The organism is Achromobacter sp. 10T422, from assembly GCF_056394065.1.
Genome location: NZ_JBFTHD010000009.1, coordinates 41,473 through 59,753, shown reverse-complemented (window position 1 = coordinate 59,753; position 18,281 = coordinate 41,473). Strand labels below are relative to the sequence as shown.

At 63.4% G+C, this 18,281-nt stretch carries 16 protein-coding genes and 1 tRNA gene; 12 read left to right on the top strand and 5 right to left on the bottom strand.

The window, feature by feature from the left end; translation table 11 throughout:
• Positions 1-44: 44 nt before the first annotated feature.
• Complete coding sequence (locus AC1DB0_RS23995; protein WP_175170904.1) at positions 45-998, bottom strand: MBL fold metallo-hydrolase; 954 nt, start codon at positions 996-998, stop codon at positions 45-47.
• Between the two features lie 138 nt (positions 999-1,136).
• Complete coding sequence (gene mutM, locus AC1DB0_RS23990) at positions 1,137-1,964, bottom strand: bifunctional DNA-formamidopyrimidine glycosylase/DNA-(apurinic or apyrimidinic site) lyase (protein ID WP_054423149.1); 828 nt, start codon at positions 1,962-1,964, stop codon at positions 1,137-1,139.
• Between mutM and AC1DB0_RS23985 the strand changes: the two genes are divergently transcribed.
• Both AC1DB0_RS23985 and lolB read left to right on the top strand, forming a co-directional pair.
• The gene (locus tag AC1DB0_RS23985) at positions 1,963-3,849 is read left to right on the top strand and encodes a tetratricopeptide repeat protein (RefSeq protein ID WP_476758754.1); all 1,887 of its coding nucleotides are present in this window, start codon (positions 1,963-1,965) and stop codon (positions 3,847-3,849) included. The genes mutM and AC1DB0_RS23985 overlap by 2 nt on opposite strands.
• Positions 3,850-3,866: 17 nt before the next feature.
• Positions 3,867-4,448, top strand: a complete 582-nt coding sequence (gene lolB / locus AC1DB0_RS23980; protein ID WP_054423147.1) for a lipoprotein insertase outer membrane protein LolB — start codon at positions 3,867-3,869, stop codon at positions 4,446-4,448.
• A gap of 42 nt (positions 4,449-4,490) precedes the next feature.
• Here the strand turns inward: lolB and AC1DB0_RS23975 are convergent, their stop codons facing one another.
• Positions 4,491-6,077 (bottom strand): BCCT family transporter, encoded by a 1,587-nt coding sequence (locus AC1DB0_RS23975; protein WP_476758104.1) that lies wholly within the window; start codon positions 6,075-6,077, stop codon positions 4,491-4,493.
• 270 nt (positions 6,078-6,347) lie between these two features.
• Between AC1DB0_RS23975 and betI the strand changes: the two genes are divergently transcribed.
• The 10 genes from betI to ychF all read left to right on the top strand — a co-directional run bounded on the left by betI (position 6,348) and on the right by ychF (position 15,739).
• Entirely contained in the window at positions 6,348-6,971 is a 624-nt protein-coding gene (gene betI / locus AC1DB0_RS23970) for a transcriptional regulator BetI (RefSeq protein ID WP_175170901.1), read from the top strand.
• A gap of 17 nt (positions 6,972-6,988) precedes the next feature.
• On the top strand, positions 6,989-8,458 hold the full coding sequence (betB, locus tag AC1DB0_RS23965) for a betaine-aldehyde dehydrogenase (protein WP_054423145.1): 1,470 nt from the start codon (positions 6,989-6,991) through the stop codon (positions 8,456-8,458).
• Positions 8,459-8,542: 84 nt separating this feature from the next.
• The gene (gene betA, locus AC1DB0_RS23960; RefSeq protein ID WP_476758103.1) at positions 8,543-10,216 is read left to right on the top strand and encodes a choline dehydrogenase; all 1,674 of its coding nucleotides are present in this window, start codon (positions 8,543-8,545) and stop codon (positions 10,214-10,216) included.
• Positions 10,217-10,249: 33 nt separating this feature from the next.
• Complete coding sequence (gene ispE, locus AC1DB0_RS23955; protein ID WP_476758185.1) at positions 10,250-11,149, top strand: 4-(cytidine 5'-diphospho)-2-C-methyl-D-erythritol kinase; 900 nt, start codon at positions 10,250-10,252, stop codon at positions 11,147-11,149.
• Position 11,150: 1 nt separating this feature from the next.
• A tRNA-Gln gene (locus tag AC1DB0_RS23950) sits at positions 11,151-11,227 on the top strand.
• Between the two features lie 141 nt (positions 11,228-11,368).
• A complete protein-coding gene (locus AC1DB0_RS23945; protein ID WP_006227587.1) occupies positions 11,369-12,319 on the top strand; it encodes a ribose-phosphate pyrophosphokinase in 951 nt (316 codons plus the stop codon).
• Between the two features lie 147 nt (positions 12,320-12,466).
• On the top strand, positions 12,467-13,078 hold the full coding sequence (locus AC1DB0_RS23940; protein WP_054423143.1) for a 50S ribosomal protein L25/general stress protein Ctc: 612 nt from the start codon (positions 12,467-12,469) through the stop codon (positions 13,076-13,078).
• A 98-nt stretch (positions 13,079-13,176) separates the two neighbouring features.
• Positions 13,177-13,773, top strand: coding sequence for an aminoacyl-tRNA hydrolase (gene pth, locus AC1DB0_RS23935; protein ID WP_054423142.1), 597 nt, complete (start codon positions 13,177-13,179; stop codon positions 13,771-13,773).
• Positions 13,773-14,552, top strand: a complete 780-nt coding sequence (locus tag AC1DB0_RS23930) for a CPBP family intramembrane glutamate endopeptidase (protein ID WP_476758102.1) — start codon at positions 13,773-13,775, stop codon at positions 14,550-14,552. The genes pth and AC1DB0_RS23930 overlap by 1 nt, the downstream gene beginning before the upstream one ends.
• Before the next feature lie 95 nt (positions 14,553-14,647).
• Entirely contained in the window at positions 14,648-15,739 is a 1,092-nt protein-coding gene (ychF, locus tag AC1DB0_RS23925; protein WP_054423140.1) for a redox-regulated ATPase YchF, read from the top strand.
• Between the two features lie 241 nt (positions 15,740-15,980).
• Here ychF and AC1DB0_RS23920 read toward each other — a convergent pair whose 3' ends face one another.
• Both AC1DB0_RS23920 and AC1DB0_RS23915 read right to left on the bottom strand, forming a co-directional pair.
• Positions 15,981-16,427, bottom strand: coding sequence for a MarR family winged helix-turn-helix transcriptional regulator (locus tag AC1DB0_RS23920; protein ID WP_054423139.1), 447 nt, complete (start codon positions 16,425-16,427; stop codon positions 15,981-15,983).
• A 3-nt stretch (positions 16,428-16,430) separates the two neighbouring features.
• Positions 16,431-18,029, bottom strand: coding sequence for an MDR family MFS transporter (locus AC1DB0_RS23915; RefSeq protein ID WP_175170892.1), 1,599 nt, complete (start codon positions 18,027-18,029; stop codon positions 16,431-16,433).
• Between the last annotated feature and the right edge of the window lie 252 nt (positions 18,030-18,281).

Sequence of the window (18,281 nt, the reverse complement as noted above, 5' to 3'; positions counted from 1 at the left end):
CAAATTCCAGTTCGGGCAGGGCCGTCTTCAGCGGCCCGTGCGCCTTAACCTTCCAGCTGCGCCCACATTTCCAGATCGCGCTTGTCGGTCCAGATGCGCGGGTGGGTGTGGCCAGAGGCCTCGTCGTAGGCGCGCGACACGTCAAACGGCATGCAGTGGTCAAAGATGACCCAGTCGCTGTAGCGCGGCTTCATGAAGTCGTAGACCTCGCGGTAGATCGTCTTCAGGTCTTTGCCTTCGGCCACGCCGCGGTTGACGGCGCCGTACAGGTCGGTCAGGAAGGCGCGGGTGCCGGCCAGGCCCTGGCGGACTTCGGTGGCGCTCTTCAAGGCGGGGCCGCGTCCGGGCACCATCTTTTCCGCTTCAAAGCCCGACAGCGCGTCCAGCGTGCTGGGCCAGTCGCGGAAGTAGGCGTCGCCGCAGTACGGGGTGGACTGGTATTCGACCAGGTCGCCTGCGAACAGAATCTTCTGTTCGGGCAGCCAGGCGATGGTGTCGCCCTTGGTGTGGCCGCGGCCCACTTGCAGCAGCTTGACTTCCAGATTGCCCAGGTTGACGGTCATTTCGCCCTTGAACGTCATCGTCGGCCAGACCAGGCCCGGCGGAATCGATTCCGCGTTGCGGAACAGGCGGGGGAAGCGGCCGATTTCGCTGGCCTTGTCTTGTTCGCCGCGTTCGACGATCAGGTCGTAGGTGTCGCGGCTGGCCAGGATTTCCTGGGCGTTGTAGGCGGAAGCGCCGAACACGCGCACGGCATGGTAGTGCGACAGCAGGATGTATTTGATCGGCTTGTCCGTGACTTCACGGATGCGGCGGATGACGTCTTGCGCCATGACCGGCGTGGCCTGGGTGTCGATCACCATGACGGCCTCGTCGCCGATGATCACGCCCGTGTTGGGGTCGCCTTCGGCCGTGTAGGCATAGGCGTTGTCGGACAGTTTTTCGAACGAGACGACCTTGTCGTCCATATCGGCGTGCGAGGCGAATTGCTTGCTCATGGAGGCTCCTTCCACTGTTATAGGAATAGGTGTGTGGAAGGAATATAGCGTGGCGTTAGTGTTTGTGCAATACGTTCGCTATAAACAAACGGCCTTGTTTTTACAGGGATTTCCCGAGGGTTTTCGGGGACTTATGATTCAGTTCCTTTGGCACTTCGGGCAGTAATACGTGGCGCGCTGGCCCTGGACGAAGCGCCGGATCGGGGTGGAACACACCCGGCAGGGCAGGCCTTCACGTTCGTAGACGGCGGCATGGATCTCGAAGTAGGCCCCAGGTTCGCCCGTAGCGCCAACGTAGTCGCGAAGGGTGCTGCCGCCAGAGGTCAGGGCGTCGGCCAGCGTGGCGCGCACCATGTCGGCCAGCCGCTCGCAGCGCGCAAGCGACAGCTTGTTGGCCGGCGTCTTCGGGTTGATGCGCGCGCGGAACAGGGATTCCGATGCGTAGATATTGCCCACGCCCACCACCGCCATCCCCGCCAGCAGCACCTGTTTGATGGCGGCGCTGTGGTTCTTGAAGTGGCGATGCAGCCAGGCACCGTCAAAGCGCGGGTCGAAGGGTTCGATGCCCAGCTTGGCCAACAGCGGGTGGGCGTCGATCGGGCCGTCGGCCTCGGGGTGCCACAAGACCGCGCCGAACCGGCGGGGGTCATGCAGGCGCAGCACGGCGTCATCGAAAATCCATTCGACGTGGTCGTGCTTGCGCAAGAATTCACCGGGAGCCACGCGGCGCAACGACCCGGACATGCCCAGATGCACAATCTGGGTACCGTGTTCAAAGCGCAGCAGCAGATATTTGCCCCGGCGGGCGCACTCCAGAACGGCGCGGCCGCCGATCAGCGCAGGCAGATCTGGGGGGATGGGCCAGCGCATGCGGGGTTCATGGACGACCAGACGATTCAACGTTCGGCCGGTGATGACGGCGTCGATTCCGCGACGCGTAGTTTCGACTTCAGGCAGTTCCGGCATGAGCCAGTGTAAGATCATCAATTGCGTGTACGAAGATTGTGCCATCAACCGGACGGGCCGCGTGAAGTCGTCTTTCAAACAAATGAATATCGGGATCGCCGCGCTGGCGCTTGCGCTGGCAACAGGTTTTGCGCTGCCAGCCCAGGCGGCCGACAGCCGGACGCGTGATGCGACCGGGCCGCGTATGGCCCCGCAGAACCGCCAGCCAGAAACCGAGGTGATCCGCCTGCGTCCGGGCCAATTGCCCTACGTATCACTGACCGCCGACATCTTCTATCGCGTCCTCGCGTCGGAGATCGCCGCCCAGCGCGGCATGTACGGCACGGCCGCCACCACCATGGTCGGCCTCGCCCGGGACACGGGCGACCCCCGCCTGGCCCGTCGCGGCCTGGAATTCCAGCTCGCGGGCGGCAACCTGCCCGGCGCGCTGGACGCGGCCCGGGTCTGGGCGCGCCTGTCTCCCAACGACGTCGAGGCCAGCTCCACCGAGCTGGCGCTGGCCGCCGCCAACGGGCAGACCAAGGGCCTGGCTCAAGCGTTGCGCAACCGTATCGACGCTTCGCGCGACAAGCCGGCCGCCATCGGCCAGGCCTTGGCCGTGTTGAGCCGCCTGAACGACCGCCGTCTGGCGCTGCGCATCCTGGACGAATCCTTGAGCGACAGCGTGCGCAAGCTGCCTGCCGCCCATTTGGCGCTGGCCGACGTGGCCTCGGCCGCGGGCGACTACGAGCGCGCGGCGCAGGAATCCCGCGCGGCGCTGGCGGCCGACCCCAAGTCCGAACCCGCCGCCCAGCGCGTGCTGGAATATGGCTCGAAGGTCGACCCCCAACGCGCACAAACCGAAGCCCGCGCCTATATCAACCGCAATCCCAGCGCCCGCAAGGTTCGCMTGATGCTGGCCGGCCAACTGGCCGACAGCGGCGACTACAACGGCGCGCTGGCCGAATTGCAGGCCATGGCCCGCCGCTCGCCGGAAGATTTCGACCTGCTCTTCATGCAGGCCCAGCTGGCCTACAAGGCGGGCCAGTTGCCGCAGGCGAAGACGCTGCTTCAGCAATATCTGGATGTGCAGCAGCAACGCCAGCGCGCCACGGTGCCGGGCGCAACCGACGCGGGGGCCGCCGCCGCCGACGCGCATGTGCTGTTGTCGCGCATCGCTGAAGACCAGGGCCACTACGACGAAGCCATCAATGAACTTGGCCGTATCGACGACCCGACCCTGCGCTATTCCGTGCGCATGCGTCAGGCTGCGCTGCGCGCCAAGAGCGGCCGCGTCGACGACGCGCTGGCCATGATTGATTCCGCCGGCCCGCAGGATGAAGAAGAACGCACCCTGGGCGTGCTGACCAAGGCGCAGATCCTGCGTGACGCCGACCGCGTGGGGCAAGCCGTGACCACGCTGGAAGCCGCCGACCAGGCGCTGCCGGACACGGTCGAAATCAAATACGAACTGGCGATGCTGTACGAACGCCAGAACCGTCTGGCCGATCTTGAACGCATGCTGCGTCAGGTCATTGCGCTGGACCCGGACCACGCGCATGCCTATAACGCGCTGGGCTACACGCTGGCTGACCACAACCAGCGCCTGCCCGAAGCGCTGGACCTGATCACCCAGGCGTTGGAACTGTCGCCCAATGACCCGTTCATTCTGGACAGCATGGGCTGGGTCAAGTACCGCATGGGCGAATCGGAGTCCGCGGCGGAATACTTGCGCCGCGCCTACAGCGTGCGTCCGGAAGCCGATATCGCCGCCCACCTGGCCGAAGTGCTGTGGTCCCAGGGCAAGCGCGATCAGGCCACCGAGCTGCTGCGCGCCGCGCTCATGAAAGATCCCAAGAACAAGACCGTCCAGGACGTCGTCAAGCGTCTGGGAGTTCGTCTGTGAGGGCAGTAGTGCAACGCATGGCGGGCGCGGCAGCGTGGCTGCGCTGGGCGCTGATGGCGATGTTGGCCATGGCCCTGGCCGCCTGCACCACCACGCCCAAACCGATTGAAGGCGCCAGCGCCGATGCGTTTTCGCGCATCGGCCGCTTCGCCATCACGGTGAATGAAGAAAGCGGCAAGCAGAACGCCGTGCAGGGCGGTTTTTCGTGGTCGGACGATGGCCGGCGCTATGTGCTGGACCTGACCAACCCCTTGGGTTCTACCGAAGCCCGCGTCGAAGGCCAGCCCGGTTCGGCCAGCCTGACCAAGGCCGACGGCACGCGCCTGACGGCCGATAACCCCGACGCGCTGGCGGAAGACGCGCTGGGCAGCAGCATGCCGGTATCCGGCCTGCGCGACTGGCTGCGCGGCAAGCTGCCGGCTGACCCGGAAGCCACAGAGATCAAGCGTGATGACCTGGGCCGCCCCACGGCCTTCGAGCAAGGTGGCTGGCAAGCCAATCTGTCGCGCTATGACACGAAGGGCCCGCAGCTGCTGGTTCTGCAACGCCAGGAGCCGGGCCGCCGCATCATGGTGCGGCTGGTCGTGAACCAGCCCTGATCGTGAATCAGGTCTGATCCTGCCAGCCCTGAGCGCCCGCCGTCAGCGCACGGCGGGCTGGCTGCGTGGTTCGGGGTTGTCGCGCGCGAGCGACCGGTACAGGCTCGCCATGTAGCACAACAACACCACTGAGAACGGCAGGCCGCAGAGCACCACCGCGGTCTGCATGGCATTGAAGTTTCCCGCTAGCAGCAGGCCAATTCCCAGCATTGTTGTCAGCACCGCCCAGAAGATGCGCAGCCAGATGGGTGCGTCGCGTCCGGCGTCGGCGTCACGCGCCGACAGGTTGGCGATCATCAGCGTGCCTGAGTCCACCGGCGTCAGAAACAGCATGAACGACATCACGACGCCCACCGCGGCGACCAGGTTCGTCATGGGCAAATATTCCATCAGCTTGTAGAACGCCATCGGCGGGTTGGTCATGGCGGCGTCGCCCAGGGCCGCCGCGCCTTGGTTCATCACCAGATCAATGGCGGTATTGCCGAAGATGGACAGCCACGCCAACGTGAAGCCCAGCGGCACCAGCATCACGCCGAAGATCAATTCGCGAATGCGGCGCCCGCGTGAGATGCGCGCGATGAACATGCCCACGAACGGCGCCCAGCCGATCCACCACGCCCAGTAGAAGATCGTCCAGGAACTGGTCCAGCGCTCGGCTTTGAGGTCATACAGGTACAGGTCGAAGCTTTTGCCCAGGAACGCGTTCAGGTAGTCGCCCAGGTTTTGCACCAGCCCGTCCAGCAGCAGGCGGGTCGGGCCGGCCAGGAAGATGAACAGCAGCAGGAAGCCCATCAGATAGGTGTTGATGTTGGACAGCACGGCAATGCCGCGCTTGATGCCGAGCGCCGCCGCGCCCGTGGCCACGGTCATCATGATGATCACGATGGGCGCCTGCACTGCCGCCGTATTGGGTACGCCCAGCAGGTACGTCAACCCGGCGTGCAGCAGCAATGCGCCCAGCCCCAGGTTGGTCACCATGGACACGATGGTGGCCAGCACGCCAAAGCCATCGACGGCATGCCCTACGCTTTTGGGCAGCGGCCGGTTCAACAGGCCCTGCAACGGCGAGCGCAGCGCTAGCGGCAGGTTGCGCCGATACGCGAAGTACGCCAGCGCCGTTGCGGTCAGCGCGTACAGCGTCCAGCCGTGAATGCCCCAGTGCAGAAACGTCAACGTCAGCGAATTGCGCGCGGCTTCCGTGGTGCCGCCCGCGCCGGTGGGCGGCAACAGGAAATGGTCCAGGGGTTCGTACACACCGTAGTACACCAGCGCGATGCCGATGCCGGAAGAAAACAGCATCGACACCCACGATAGATAGCTGAATTCCGGGGACTCGTCGTCATCGCCCAAGCGCAGCGCGCCGTGGCGCGATAACGCGAGCCAGAGCGCGAAGCCCACGCTCGCCGCCATCGCCAGCATGTAGTACCAGCCGAAGTGCGCCGCCACAAACCACTGAGCCGTCTCCAGCCAAGCCAGCGAGGCATCGGGGTAGGTGATGAGCAGGGCGCCGATCAGCAGCACGGCGCCTGAAGCGCTCAGGAAAACGACGGGGTTCGTGTGCGCGAGCCACACGCGCCTGGCTGGCGCGGCCCCTGGTTGTTGCGTCGTGCTGTCCCCGTCTTGTTGCACCGCCGTCTCCCCGTCTGGTGGTACTGCCTGGGTGCTGCATTGTGGTCGTTCGTTGTGTGCGGCGGCGGGCGCTGCTGAATGTTCTGCTGATTGTTCTGCCGCATGGGTTGCTGCATGGGCTGCCGCGTGTTCCGATGCATCTTTCGCCGTCGTTTGGCGGACCTTACCGGTTTTATATTGAATGATCAATCAATATAAACTAGACTCCATCGCAGCCCGGCGAACCGCCTCTCGGCCCCGCCCACCGTCACACCAGGAACCGCGCCCACCATGCCAAAAGTCGGAATGCAGCCCATCCGCTGCAATCAACTGATTCAGGCCACCCTTGATTCCATCGATCAAGTCGGCCTGGCGGAAAGCTCCATCGCCCACATCGCCCGCGCGGCCAAGCTGTCCACCGGCATCATCAGCCATTACTTCGGCGACAAAGACGGCTTGCTGGAAGCCACCATGCGCGAACTGCTGCGTAACTTGCGCGACTCCGTATCGCGCGCCCGTGCCGCCGCGGCGCCCGATGCGCGCGCTCAGTTGCGCGCCATCGTCGATGGCAACTTCGTGCCCACGCAAGTCTCGGGCAGCGCCATGCGCGCCTGGCTGACGTTCTGGGCGGCCAGCATGCACCAGCCGCGCTTGCGCCGCTTGCAGCGCGCCAACGACCGCCGGCTGTACTCCAACCTGTGTTGCCAGTTTCTGCGTGTCATGCCGCTGGCCGATGCGCGCATTGCGGCGCGCGGGCTGGCCGCCATGATCGACGGGCTGTGGCTGCGCGGCAGCCTGATGGGCGCGGCGGTAATCGGGGATCACGCGCGCGCCATCGCTTACGACTATGTAGACCTGCTGCTTGCTCGCAGCCAATCCGGGGGTAGTCCGGCCTTGGGCCCGCCCTCACTCTGACGACAGGACGGACCCTCATGCCCTTGCCTATCCAACAGCTCTACATCCACGGCCGGCGCACCAACGCCATCAGCAGCAAGACCATCACCACGGTGAATCCCGCCAACGGCGTGGTCTTGGCGGAAGTGCAGGTGGCCGCCCGGCAAGACATCGACCGCGCCGTGGCCAGTGCGCAGGAAGGGCAGAAGGTCTGGGCGGCGCGCACGCCCGCGCAACGATCGCGCGTGCTGCTCAAGGCGGCGCAGTTGCTGCGCGAGCGCAATGATGAATTGGCCGAACTCGAAACCCTGGATACCGGCAAGCCGCTGTCGGAAACGCGCTTGGTGGACATCGCCACGGGCGTCGATGTCATCGAGTATTACGCCGGCCTGGCCGCCGCTGTCGAAGGCGTGCAGGCGCCGCTGCGCGAGACCAGTTTCTTCTACACCCGGCGCGAACCGCTGGGCGTCATCGCGGGCATCGGCGCATGGAATTACCCCGTTCAAATCGCGATGTGGAAGTCCGCTGCCGCATTGGCGACGGGCAACGCGATGGTCTTCAAACCCGCTGAAATCACGCCGCTGACGGCGTTGCGGCTGGCCGAGATCTACACGCAAGCCGGCTTGCCCAATGGCGTGTTCAACGTGGTGCTGGGCAGTGGCCGCGAGATCGGTGACTGGCTCACCAGCCACCCCGGCATCGCCAAGGTATCGTTCACCGGCGGGGTCGATACCGGCAAACATGTCATGGCCACGGCGGCCCAGTCATCGCTTAAGAGCGTCACGCTGGAGCTCGGCGGCAAGTCTGCATTGATCGTGATGCCGGACGCCAACGTCGACCGCGCAGCAGACATCGCCGTGATGGCCAACTTCTTCAGCTCGGGCCAGGTGTGCACGAATGGCACGCGTGTGTTCGTGCATCGCTCAATGAAGGCCGAATTCGAAGCCGCGGTGCTGGTGCGCGTGGCGCGCATCCGCGTGGGCGAGCCTTGCGACCCGCGCACGAACTTCGGCCCCTTGGTCAGCTTTGCGCATATGGACCATGTGCTGAGCTGGATTGAGATCGGCAAGCGCGAAGGCGCCAATCTGCTGGCAGGCGGCGTGCGCATGATCGAAGGCGCGCTTGCCAAGGGCGCATACGTGGCGCCCACCGTATTCACGGACTGCAACGACAGCATGGAGATCGTGCAGGAAGAGATCTTTGGCCCCGTGATGAGCATTCTTTCTTTCGACGACGAAGACGAAGTCATCAAGCGCGCCAACGATAGCCGTTACGGCTTGGCGGCGGGCGTCGTCAGCAACGACCTGAATACCGCCCACCGCATCGCGCATCACTTGCAGGCCGGCATTTGCTGGATCAATACGTGGGGCGAATCGCCCGCGCAGATGCCGGTGGGCGGCTACAAGCAATCGGGCATCGGCCGCGAAAACGGCTTGGCCGCGCTGGCCGAATACACGCAGACCAAGTCCGTGCAAGTCGAGCTGGGGTCGTTCGCCTCTGTCTTCTGACCCGGCTCGGCGCTTCATTGCCGCAGGTCTCGCCGGGCGGTCACGCCTGGCGTTCCGCTTTCCGTGTGCAGGGGGGAGAAGACGATGTCCATCAAGAAGGAGTACGACTACATCATCATCGGCGCAGGCTCCGCCGGGAATGTGCTGGCAGCACGCTTGACCGAAGATCCTGGAACCACCGTGCTGTTGCTGGAAGCCGGCGGCCAGGATCATCGGCTGGATTTCCGCACGCAGATGCCCGCTGCGCTAGCGATGCCCTTGCAAGGCACGCGCTACAACTGGGCCTATAAAACCGATCCCGAACCGCATCTGAACGGCCGCCGCCTGGATTGCGGGCGCGGCAAAGGGCTGGGCGGGTCATCACTGATCAACGGCATGTGCTACATCCGCGGCAATGCGCTGGACTACGACCATTGGGCGCTTATCGATGGCCTGGCGCATTGGGATTACCTGTCGTGTCTGCCGTACTTCAAGAAGGCCGAAAGCCGCGATGTGGGCGGCTGCGATTATCACGGCGATAGCGGGCCGGTCAGCGTCACCACACCAAAGGCGGACAACAATCCCTTGTTCGCCGCGATGGTGCAGGCGGGCACGCAGGCAGGCTATGCGTCAACCGATGACGTGAATGGCTATCGCCAGGAAGGCTTTGGGCCGATGGATCGCACGGTCACGCCGCGTGGAAGGCGCGCCAGCACGGCGCGCGGGTATCTGGATCAGGCGCGCAGGCGCACGAACCTGACGATCGTCACACGCGCGTTGACCGATCTGATTCTGTTCTCTGGCCAGCGCGCCGTGGGCGTGGCCTGGCAGCAGCACGGGCAGCATCATCGCAGCCATGCGCTGCGCGAAGTGCTGTTGTGCGCGGGCGCGATCGCGTCGCCGCAGATTCTGCAACGCTCAGGTGTCGGCCCCGGCGCGTTGTTGCGTGACGTGGGGGTGCCGGTGTTGCACGAGCTGCCCGGTGTGGGCGCGAACTTGCAGGATCACCTTGAGCTCTACGTGCAGTATGAATGCAAGCTGCCCGTTTCCTTGGCGCCATCCCTGAAGCTGCACAACCAAGCGAAGATCGGCGCGCAGTGGTTGTTCATGGGTACGGGTGTGGGCGCCAGCAATCAGTTCGAAGCCGGCGGCTTCATACGCAGCCATGACGATTTTCCGTGGCCGAATTTGCAATATCACTTCCTGCCGGTCGCCATCAATTACAACGGCTCCAATCCGATCAAGGTGCACAGTTTCCAGATGCACGTGGGATCAATGCGTTCGCCCAGCCGGGGGCGTGTGCATATCCGCTCGCGTTCACCGCAGGACCATCCCAGCATCCTGTTCAACTACATGTCTGACGAGCAGGACTGGCGTGAATTCCGCGCGGCGCTGCGCATCACGCGTGAGCTCTTTGCGCAGCCCGCGCTGGCGCCCTACGCGGGCCGCGAAATCTCACCGGGGGTGAATGTGAAAAGCGATGCTGATCTTGATGCGTTCGTGCGCGCGCAGGCCGAAACCGCGTATCACCCGTCGTGCTCAAACAAGATGGGTGCGGCATCGGACCCGATGGCGGTGGTGGATGGCTACGGCAGCGTGCATGGGCTGCAAGGCTTGCGCGTGATTGATGCGTCGATCATGCCGGACATCGTCACGGGAAACCTGAACGCGCCGGTCATCATGATGGCGGAAAAAATTGCCGATCATCTGCGTGGTCGCACGCCGCTTGCGCGGGTTCACGTGCCGTACTACACGGCAGAGGGCGCGGCGCGTGGCTAGAATGGGGGCTTGTCCCGCATCGGTTGTTTTTCCGTGACGCTCTACGACGTACCTGCTCCCGCGAAGTTGAACTTGTTCCTGCATGTGGTGGGCCGCCGCGCCGACGGCTACCACCTGCTGCAGACGGTCTTCCGTTTCATTGACCTATGCGACACGCTGCACTTTGATCTGCGCGCCGATGGCGTCATCAGCCGCGCCGCAGAATTGCCGGGCGTGTCAGAAGCCGATGACCTGACCTTGCGCGCGGCCCATGCCCTGCAGCGCGCCACCGGCACGCGGCAGGGCGCGCAGATCGCGCTGGAGAAACGCATTCCGCAAGGCGGCGGGCTGGGCGGTGGGTCGAGCGACGCCGCCACCGTGCTGATCGCGTTGAACAAATTGTGGGGCACGGGCCTTACGCGGCGCGAGCTCATGGCGCTGGCTTTGCCGCTGGGCGCAGACGTGCCGGTGTTCGTGTTCGGGCAGTCGGCATTCGCAGAAGGCGTGGGCGAAGATCTCACCGCCATCACGCTGCCGGAACGGGCTTACCTGGTGGCGCAGCCGGACACGAGCGTACCGACCGTAGGGATATTTTCAGCGCCCGATTTGACAAGGGATTCTTCTTACATCACAATAGCGGACTTTCTTGCTTCGCCAACATTTTCCTTCGGGAAAAATGATCTGGAGCCGGTAGTTCACCGTCTTTATCCTGAAGTTTTCAGGGCATCGCGGTGGCTTGCAGAACAGGGTTACCCTGTACGCATGTCGGGATCAGGCGCATGTTTATTCGCCGAGTTTTCCGAACTTTCTGAAGCCGTTTTGGCAAAAGCAGAAATATCCGCTATAATGCGCGGCGCTGTTGAAACAAACAGCACAACGCATCCACGGTTTCGGTTAGTGCAGGCTTGTACTGGTTTAACTGAACATCCGTTGCGGAATTGGATTGCAAGATAGTTGGGGAGTCGCCAAGCTGGTTAAGGCACCGGATTTTGATTCCGGCATGCGAAGGTTCGAATCCTTCCTCCCCAGCCAACCGAATACATAAAAAAGCTGTTGAACACGCCTGTAAGACACTGGCCCGGGTTCAGCAGCTTTTTTATTTTCCGGGTCCGCTGGTGTTTTCACCCCGCATCACCTCGTTAGTGTCTTAAAACGACCATCGCATCATCCATCATGGCAAACGATAGCTTCATGATCTTCACGGGCACGGCCAACACTCGGCTGGCCGTGGACGTAGTCAACCACCTCGATATGTCCCTGGGCAAGATGACCGTTGGTCGCTTCTCGGACGGCGAAGTGATGGTCGAAATCAACGAGAACGTGCGTGGCAAGGACGTCTTCGTCCTGCAGCCCACCTGTGCTCCCACCAATGACAACCTGATGGAAATCATGGTCATGGTTGATGCCCTGCGCCGCGCTTCGGCTGGCCGCATCACCGCCGCGATTCCCTATTTCGGCTATGCCCGCCAAGACCGCCGCCCGCGTTCGGCGCGCGTTGCGATCTCGGCCAAGGTTGTGGCCAACATGCTGCAAGTGGCTGGCGTTGACCGCGTCCTGACGATGGACCTGCACGCTGACCAGATCCAGGGCTTCTTCGATATCCCCGTGGATAACATCTACGCCGGTCCGATCTTGCTGGGCGACATCTGGCGCCGCAATTTCTCGAACCTGGTCGTGGTGTCCCCGGACATCGGCGGCGTGGTTCGCGCCCGCGCCCTGGCCAAACAACTGGAAGCCGATCTGGCCATCATCGACAAGCGCCGTCCGCGCGCCAACGTGTCGGAAGTGATGAACATCATCGGTGAAGTCGACGGCCGTACCTGCATCATCATGGACGACATGGTCGACACCGCCGGCACGCTGTGCAAGGCGGCCCAGGCCCTGAAAGACCGCGGCGCCGGCGCCGTTTACGCCTATTGCACGCACCCCGTGCTGTCGGGCGGCGCCATTGACCGCATTGAAGCGTCGGAACTGGACGAACTGGTCGTCACCGACACCATCCCGCTCTCCGAGCAAGGCCAGGCCAGCGGCAAGATTCGCCAGCTGTCGTGCGCCGCGCTGCTGGGCGAGACCATCCTGCGTATCTCGAACGCGGAATCGGTCAGCTCGCTGTTCGTCGACTGACGCCTGGCGCGTCAGCCGGGCCACAGCCCACCCTAGTTTTTGCACCTTGCTGGTCGCGGCAAGGCGCAACCAACACGGCGCGCATGTTGCGCGCCGTGCCGTTAACTGGTGAAGCCTCTTCACCTTATTTTGTTTTTGGAGTTTTCCATGAAATTTATCGCCACTGCGCGTAGCGTCCAGGGTTCGAGTGCGAGCCGCCGCCTGCGCCGCGCGGGCCGCGTTCCCGCCATTGTCTATGGTGGTACGGCTGCCCCCCTGAACATCGAACTCGACCACAACGAGATCTACCACGCCCTGCGTAAGGAAGAATTCCACGCATCGATCCTGCAAATGCAGCTCGAAGGCGCGAAGGAAGAGCAAGTTCTGCTGCGTTCGGTTCAATGGCACGCCTACAAGCCGCAAGTCCTGCACGTGGACTTCCAGCGCGTGGACGCCAACCAAGCCCTGCGTACCAAGGTGCCGCTGCACTTCGTGAACGCTGAAATCTCGCCGGCCGTGAAGCTGTCGGGCGCCATCATCAGCCACGTGACGACCGAACTGGAAATCACCTGCCTGCCGAAGGCTCTGCCGCAATTCATCGAAGTCGACCTGACCAACATCCTGGCTGGCGCTTCGATCCACCTGGCTGACATCAAGCTGCCGATGGGCGTGACGTACGTTCCCCACGGCGGTGAAGACAACCCGCTGCTGGCTGCCGCCATCGTCAAGGGTGGCGCTGCCGCCGCTGACGACGAAGCCGAAGCCGCTCCGGCTGCCTAAGTCTTGTCGGAAAGCCTTCGGGCTTTCTGCGGCTTATGCTCGAAACCCTGCGTGTGCATTTGCATGCGCAGGGTTTTTTGGTTTAAACACCCTCCATCATGTCTATTCCCATACGCCTCATTGTGGGATTGGGTAATCCCGGTCCCGACTACGAAACCACGCGGCACAACGCCGGCTTCTGGCTGGCCGACCACCTGGCGGACGACTTGCGCACTTCTTTTGCGCTTGAGAAATCTTTTTTCGGCATGGTGGCCAAGTCGCGCCTGGGCGCAGACAACGTGCTGCTGCTCAAACCCATCACCTATATGAACAAATCCGGCCAGGCGGTCGGCGCGCTGGCTCGCTTCTACAAGCTGGAGCCGGAGCAGGTGTTGGTGTTGCATGACGAACTGGATCTTTTGCCGGGCCAGGTAAAGCTCAAGCAGGGCGGCGGACACGCCGGCCATAACGGCTTGAAGGATATTCAGGCGGTGCTGGGCAGTCCGAATTTCTGGCGCCTGCGCATCGGTATCGGCCATCCGCGCACCTTGAACCTGGCGCAGCAAGTGGCGGACTTCGTGCTGCATCCGCCGCGCCGCGATGAACAAAAAGAAATCGAAGCCGTCATCGACCGTTGCCGCGCCGTCGTGCCGGCGATGCTGGCGGGTGATTTCGCGCTGGCGACGCGTCAATTGCACAGCGGCAACGTCGCCTGATGCTCCAGCCCAAGCCGCTCGCTTCCGTTGGCAAGACGCGTTTCCGTGACGAGGCCGCGGACTTCTGGCGCTTTATCCGCCATCCGCGTCCCGCGTCGCGGCTGCCGGGGCGCACGATGGGCAGCGGCCTGTGGGCGGATTGGTGGCCGGGTATCCGGCCTGGCCGCTTGCTGGCCTGGGCGGGCTTGCTCTGGGCGTTGAATCTATTTGCGCTGGGCCCGGTCGCCGTGATGGCGGCCGGCCTGGGCGGCGCCACGCACCGGATCGATCCGGCCAACCTGCCGTGGCTGACGGCCGTGCTGTGGGCGCCGCTGGTCGAAGAAATGCTGTTTCGCTACGGCTTGCGACGGCCATTGCAGGCGCTGTGGCTGGTGCCTGCGCTGATGCCCGTCGTGCTGTACGGCCCGAAGCTGTGGACGGGGCTGCTGTTGGCCGCATTCGTCATCCTGGCTATCTGGGGTGCGCGCGGCCGCGCTGCGCCGCTTGCGGGCTGGGACACCCCTTGGCGGCGGTATTACCTGACGCATTTTGGCTTGGTCTTTCATTTGATCGCGCTGACGTTCGCCGCCGTCCACCTGACCAACTTCGTCTACAGCAAGACGCCGTATTGGCTGATGCCGTTGCTGGTGCTGCCGCAATGGCTGACCGGGCTGGTGTTGGGCTGGATGCGCGTGCGCCGCGGCATCGGGGCGGCCATCTTGCTGCACGCCACGTTCAACGCGGGCCCCATTTTGATGATCTGGGCCGTCATGCGCTGGGCGCCGTCGATCGCCAAATAGCGGGGCCGTATCCCCGTGCTGGCGAAAGAGCCGTTTGCCCCACCCGGGGTAAACTAGAACGTTAACGATCAATACCGTACTTACACAGGATTCCCATGGCTCTGCAATGCGGCATCGTCGGCCTGCCCAACGTTGGCAAATCGACTCTCTTCAACGCTCTGACCCGCGCCGGCATCGCCGCCGAGAACTATCCGTTCTGCACCATCGAACCCAACGTCGGTGTGGTCGAAGTGCCGGACCCGCGTCTGCAGAAGCTGGCTGAAATCGTCAAGCCCGAACGCATCCTGTCCGCCACCGTCGAATTCGTCGACATCGCGGGCCTGGTGGCCGGCGCGAGCAAGGGCGAAGGCCTGGGCAACCAGTTCCTGTCGCACATCCGCGAAACCGACGCCATCGTCAACGTCGTGCGCTGCTTCGAAGATCCCAACGTGATCCACGTGGCCGGCAAGGTCGACCCGATCGCCGACATCGAAGTCATCGAAACCGAACTGGCCCTGGCTGACCTGCAAACCGCTGAAAAAGCGCTGCTGCGTCATCAGAAGACCGCGCGTTCGGGCGACAAGGAATCGCAGCGCATCGTGGCCGTGCTGGAAAAGTGCATTGCCCAGTTGAACGAAGCCAAGCCGATCCGCGCGCTGGACCTGACGACGGAAGAACAGGCCGACATCGCCCAGCTGTGCTTCATCACCGCCAAGCGCGCGATGTACGTTGGCAACGTCGCCGATGACGGCTTCACCAACAACCCGCTGCTTGACCGCCTGACCGAATTCGCTGCCGCGCGCAACGCGCCGGTCGTGGCCATCTGCGCCGCCATCGAATCCGAAATCGTGGACCTGGACGACGCCGATCGCCAAGCGTTCCTGTCCGACATGGGCATGGAAGAGCCGGGCCTGAACCGTCTGATCCGCGCCGCCTTCAAGCTGCTGGGCCTGCAAACCTACTTCACCGCTGGCGTGAAGGAAGTGCGCGCCTGGACGGTCGCCATCGGCGCCACCGCCCCGCAAGCCGCCGGCGTCATCCACACCGACTTTGAACGCGGCTTCATCCGCGCGCAAACCATCGCGTACGAAGACTTCATCACGTACAAGGGTGAACAAGGCGCCAAGGAAGCGGGCAAGATGCGCGCCGAAGGCAAGGAATACATCGTGCAAGACGGCGATGTGATGAACTTCCTGTTCAACGTCTGATCGGTTTTTCCTACCCGGGAAATCCCACCGTACCCGGTTATCCGCCACAACCGCCACAACCGCCATGGTGAACAACCTGGGGTTGCGGTGAACAGGCTCAAGAATCGCCGCATGATAGCGGCGATTTTTTTTTGCCTCCAGCATTCCCGAGGGCTGGCCAGCTCGCGCCATCAGCAGAGACGTATTTGGACCACGCGGTCGTGGATGTGCCGTTCTGATCCTGCCGCACGCACGCCAGCGTTCACGCGCGGTCTTTGTCGCCCGCAGCCTGCACGAAGTTGGTTTCCAGCACGGTCAGCACGCGGTTCAGCGTGTCGATGTCGGTGGCTGACAAGCCCTTCAACGATGCTTCAAAGAAGGCCGCGCGCTTGGGCAGGGCTTCGTTCACGACCGCCTGGCCGGCTTCGGTAAGCGTGGCGTTGGTCAGGCGGTTGTCTTGCGCGTCCACGGCGCGCGAGATCCATCCCAGCTTTTGCATGGCCTGCAATTGCCGCGTCAAGGACGCGGGGTCCAGGCGGCAGCGTTCGGCCAGATGCTTTTGCGAACAAGGTCCGCATTCATGCAGCGCCAGCAGGATGCGCCAGCGGGGCAGGGCGTGGCCCACCTTGCTGCTGAATGCGCTTTGCATGACGCGGTACGTCTGCCCCATGTGCTGGATGACTTGCAGGCCTTGTTGTTGTTTGGGCAAAAGCTATTCTCCGACGCTGGCCGGCTCCGCTTTGGGAGGCCGCGCCAATTGCACCAGGGGCACGCGGCGCACGCACCACAGCGCGAAGATGGCGACGGCAAGCGCGATGAGCTGCCCTTCATGAATGGCGCCCACCAGCGCGACCCGCGCGATCTCGATCAGCGACGTCCCGTCCTGGCCTTGATGCGCCAATTGTGCCAGGAACTGGGTCTGGGCCGCCGGGTTCACCAGCATCTGCGGGTCGTTCAATTCGGGCAGCCATTGCGCGGATGCGCCATGCAGCGTGGATTCCACGCCGCTGAAGTAGCTGTGGCTGACCATCGTGCCCACAACCGCCGTGCCCAGCATGCCGCCAATCATCCGCAGCGACTGCAACAGCGCCGTGGCGATGCCCAGATGCGTGCGGCCCGCCGTCTGCTGCGCGAACACGGTCAGGTTGGGCATGATGAAGCCCATGCCCAGGCCGGCCATCAGCATGTAGGCGGCGATCAGCCCATGTGACGTATAGCTATGGGTAGTGACAATACCCAAACAGGACAGCGCCATCAGCAAGAAGCCCGCGTACAGCATGCGGTTGGGATTGCGAATGCGCGTGATGATGCGGCCGTTGATGATGCTGCCCACCGTGATGAAAACGACCATGGGCGTGATCAGCAAGCCTGCATCCTGGGGCGACAGGCCAAAACCGCCTTGCAGCAGCAGCGGCGCGTAGAACAGCAGCGAATACATCGTCACGCCTACCAGCAGCGCCAGCGTGAAGAGCGTGGCCAGGCCGCGGTTGCGGAACATGTCCAGCGGCAGCAGCGGGTGCGGGCAGCGCTTTTCCCACCAGATCAAGAGCGCGAACGCGGCGATGCTGCCCACGGCCAGCAGCACGAGGGCGGTGCTGAAGCCTTCCTTGGGCAGCAGTTCAACCAGCAATTGCAGGCTGCCCAGCGCCAGCGCGATCAGCACGGCGCCTTGCCAGTCCAGCCGGACCTTGCCCGATGTGTGGTTGCGCAGGTGCGGCAAATAGCGCGACACGAACCACAAGCCCAGAATGCCGATCGGCAAGTTCACATAGAACACCGAGCGCCAGCCGTAGTGTTCGGTCAACGCGCCGCCCAGCGTCGGCCCCACGGCGTTGGCGATACCGAAGGCCGAGCTCAGCATGACTTGCCAGCGCAGCCGCACGTGCGGGTCCGGGAACAGATCGGGGATGGACGCGAACGCGGTGCCCACCAGCATGCCGCCGCCGATACCTTGCAAGGCGCGGGCCAGCACCAGCGTGAGCATGCTGTTGGCCGCGCCGCACAGCACCGAGGCCAGCGTGAACAGGATGATGGCGGCCACCACGAACGGCTTGCGTCCGTAGTAATCGCCCAGCCGTCCGAAGATGGGCACGGTGATGACGGAGGTCAGCAGGTAAGACGTCGCTACCCATGCATACAGTTCGAAGCCCTTGAGTTCGGCCACAATGGTCGGCAACGCGGTGCCCACCACGGTCTGGTCGATGGCGACCATCATCATGACGAAGCACATGCCCAGCATGGCAAGCAGGGTTTGCCGGAAAGGAAGCATCTGGCCGGGCGAATGCGGGGTACTGGGGGCGGGGGCGGACATTGTTGGATGCATCAATAATTGATTGATCAATTATTCTAGTCCTACAAGCCGCCAGACAGAAAGCCGTCAGCTGAAAGCGCCGTTTTTTGGGCTTTAGGGCATGTGATTTGTCCGGTTTTTGGTGTCATGACCTGACAAGTCATCGCGAAGGCGGCCTGATTTGTTACGATAGCGAAATCTGCACGCTGGTCATGCCAGCGTCTTCAGCAGGCCTTCCCTGGTAGATCCTCCCTTTCTGGCGCCGCAGCTTCG

What these genes read in the sequence shown, in the direction of transcription:
- AC1DB0_RS23995 (WP_175170904.1), bottom strand. Translation starts at nt 998, where the DNA reads ATGAGCAAGCAATTCGCCTCGCACGCCGATATGGACGACAAGGTCGTC.
- mutM (WP_054423149.1), bottom strand. Translation starts at nt 1,964, where the DNA reads ATGCCGGAACTGCCTGAAGTCGAAACTACGCGTCGCGGAATCGACGCC.
- lolB (WP_054423147.1), top strand. Translation starts at nt 3,867, where the DNA reads ATGGCGGGCGCGGCAGCGTGGCTGCGCTGGGCGCTGATGGCGATGTTG.
- betI (WP_175170901.1), top strand. Translation starts at nt 6,348, where the DNA reads ATGCCAAAAGTCGGAATGCAGCCCATCCGCTGCAATCAACTGATTCAG.
- betB (WP_054423145.1), top strand. Translation starts at nt 6,989, where the DNA reads ATGCCCTTGCCTATCCAACAGCTCTACATCCACGGCCGGCGCACCAAC.
- betA (WP_476758103.1), top strand. Translation starts at nt 8,543, where the DNA reads ATGTCCATCAAGAAGGAGTACGACTACATCATCATCGGCGCAGGCTCC.
- AC1DB0_RS23945 (WP_006227587.1), top strand. Translation starts at nt 11,369, where the DNA reads ATGGCAAACGATAGCTTCATGATCTTCACGGGCACGGCCAACACTCGG.
- AC1DB0_RS23940 (WP_054423143.1), top strand. Translation starts at nt 12,467, where the DNA reads ATGAAATTTATCGCCACTGCGCGTAGCGTCCAGGGTTCGAGTGCGAGC.
- pth (WP_054423142.1), top strand. Translation starts at nt 13,177, where the DNA reads ATGTCTATTCCCATACGCCTCATTGTGGGATTGGGTAATCCCGGTCCC.
- AC1DB0_RS23930 (WP_476758102.1), top strand. Translation starts at nt 13,773, where the DNA reads ATGCTCCAGCCCAAGCCGCTCGCTTCCGTTGGCAAGACGCGTTTCCGT.
- ychF (WP_054423140.1), top strand. Translation starts at nt 14,648, where the DNA reads ATGGCTCTGCAATGCGGCATCGTCGGCCTGCCCAACGTTGGCAAATCG.
- AC1DB0_RS23915 (WP_175170892.1), bottom strand. Translation starts at nt 18,029, where the DNA reads ATGTCCGCCCCCGCCCCCAGTACCCCGCATTCGCCCGGCCAGATGCTT.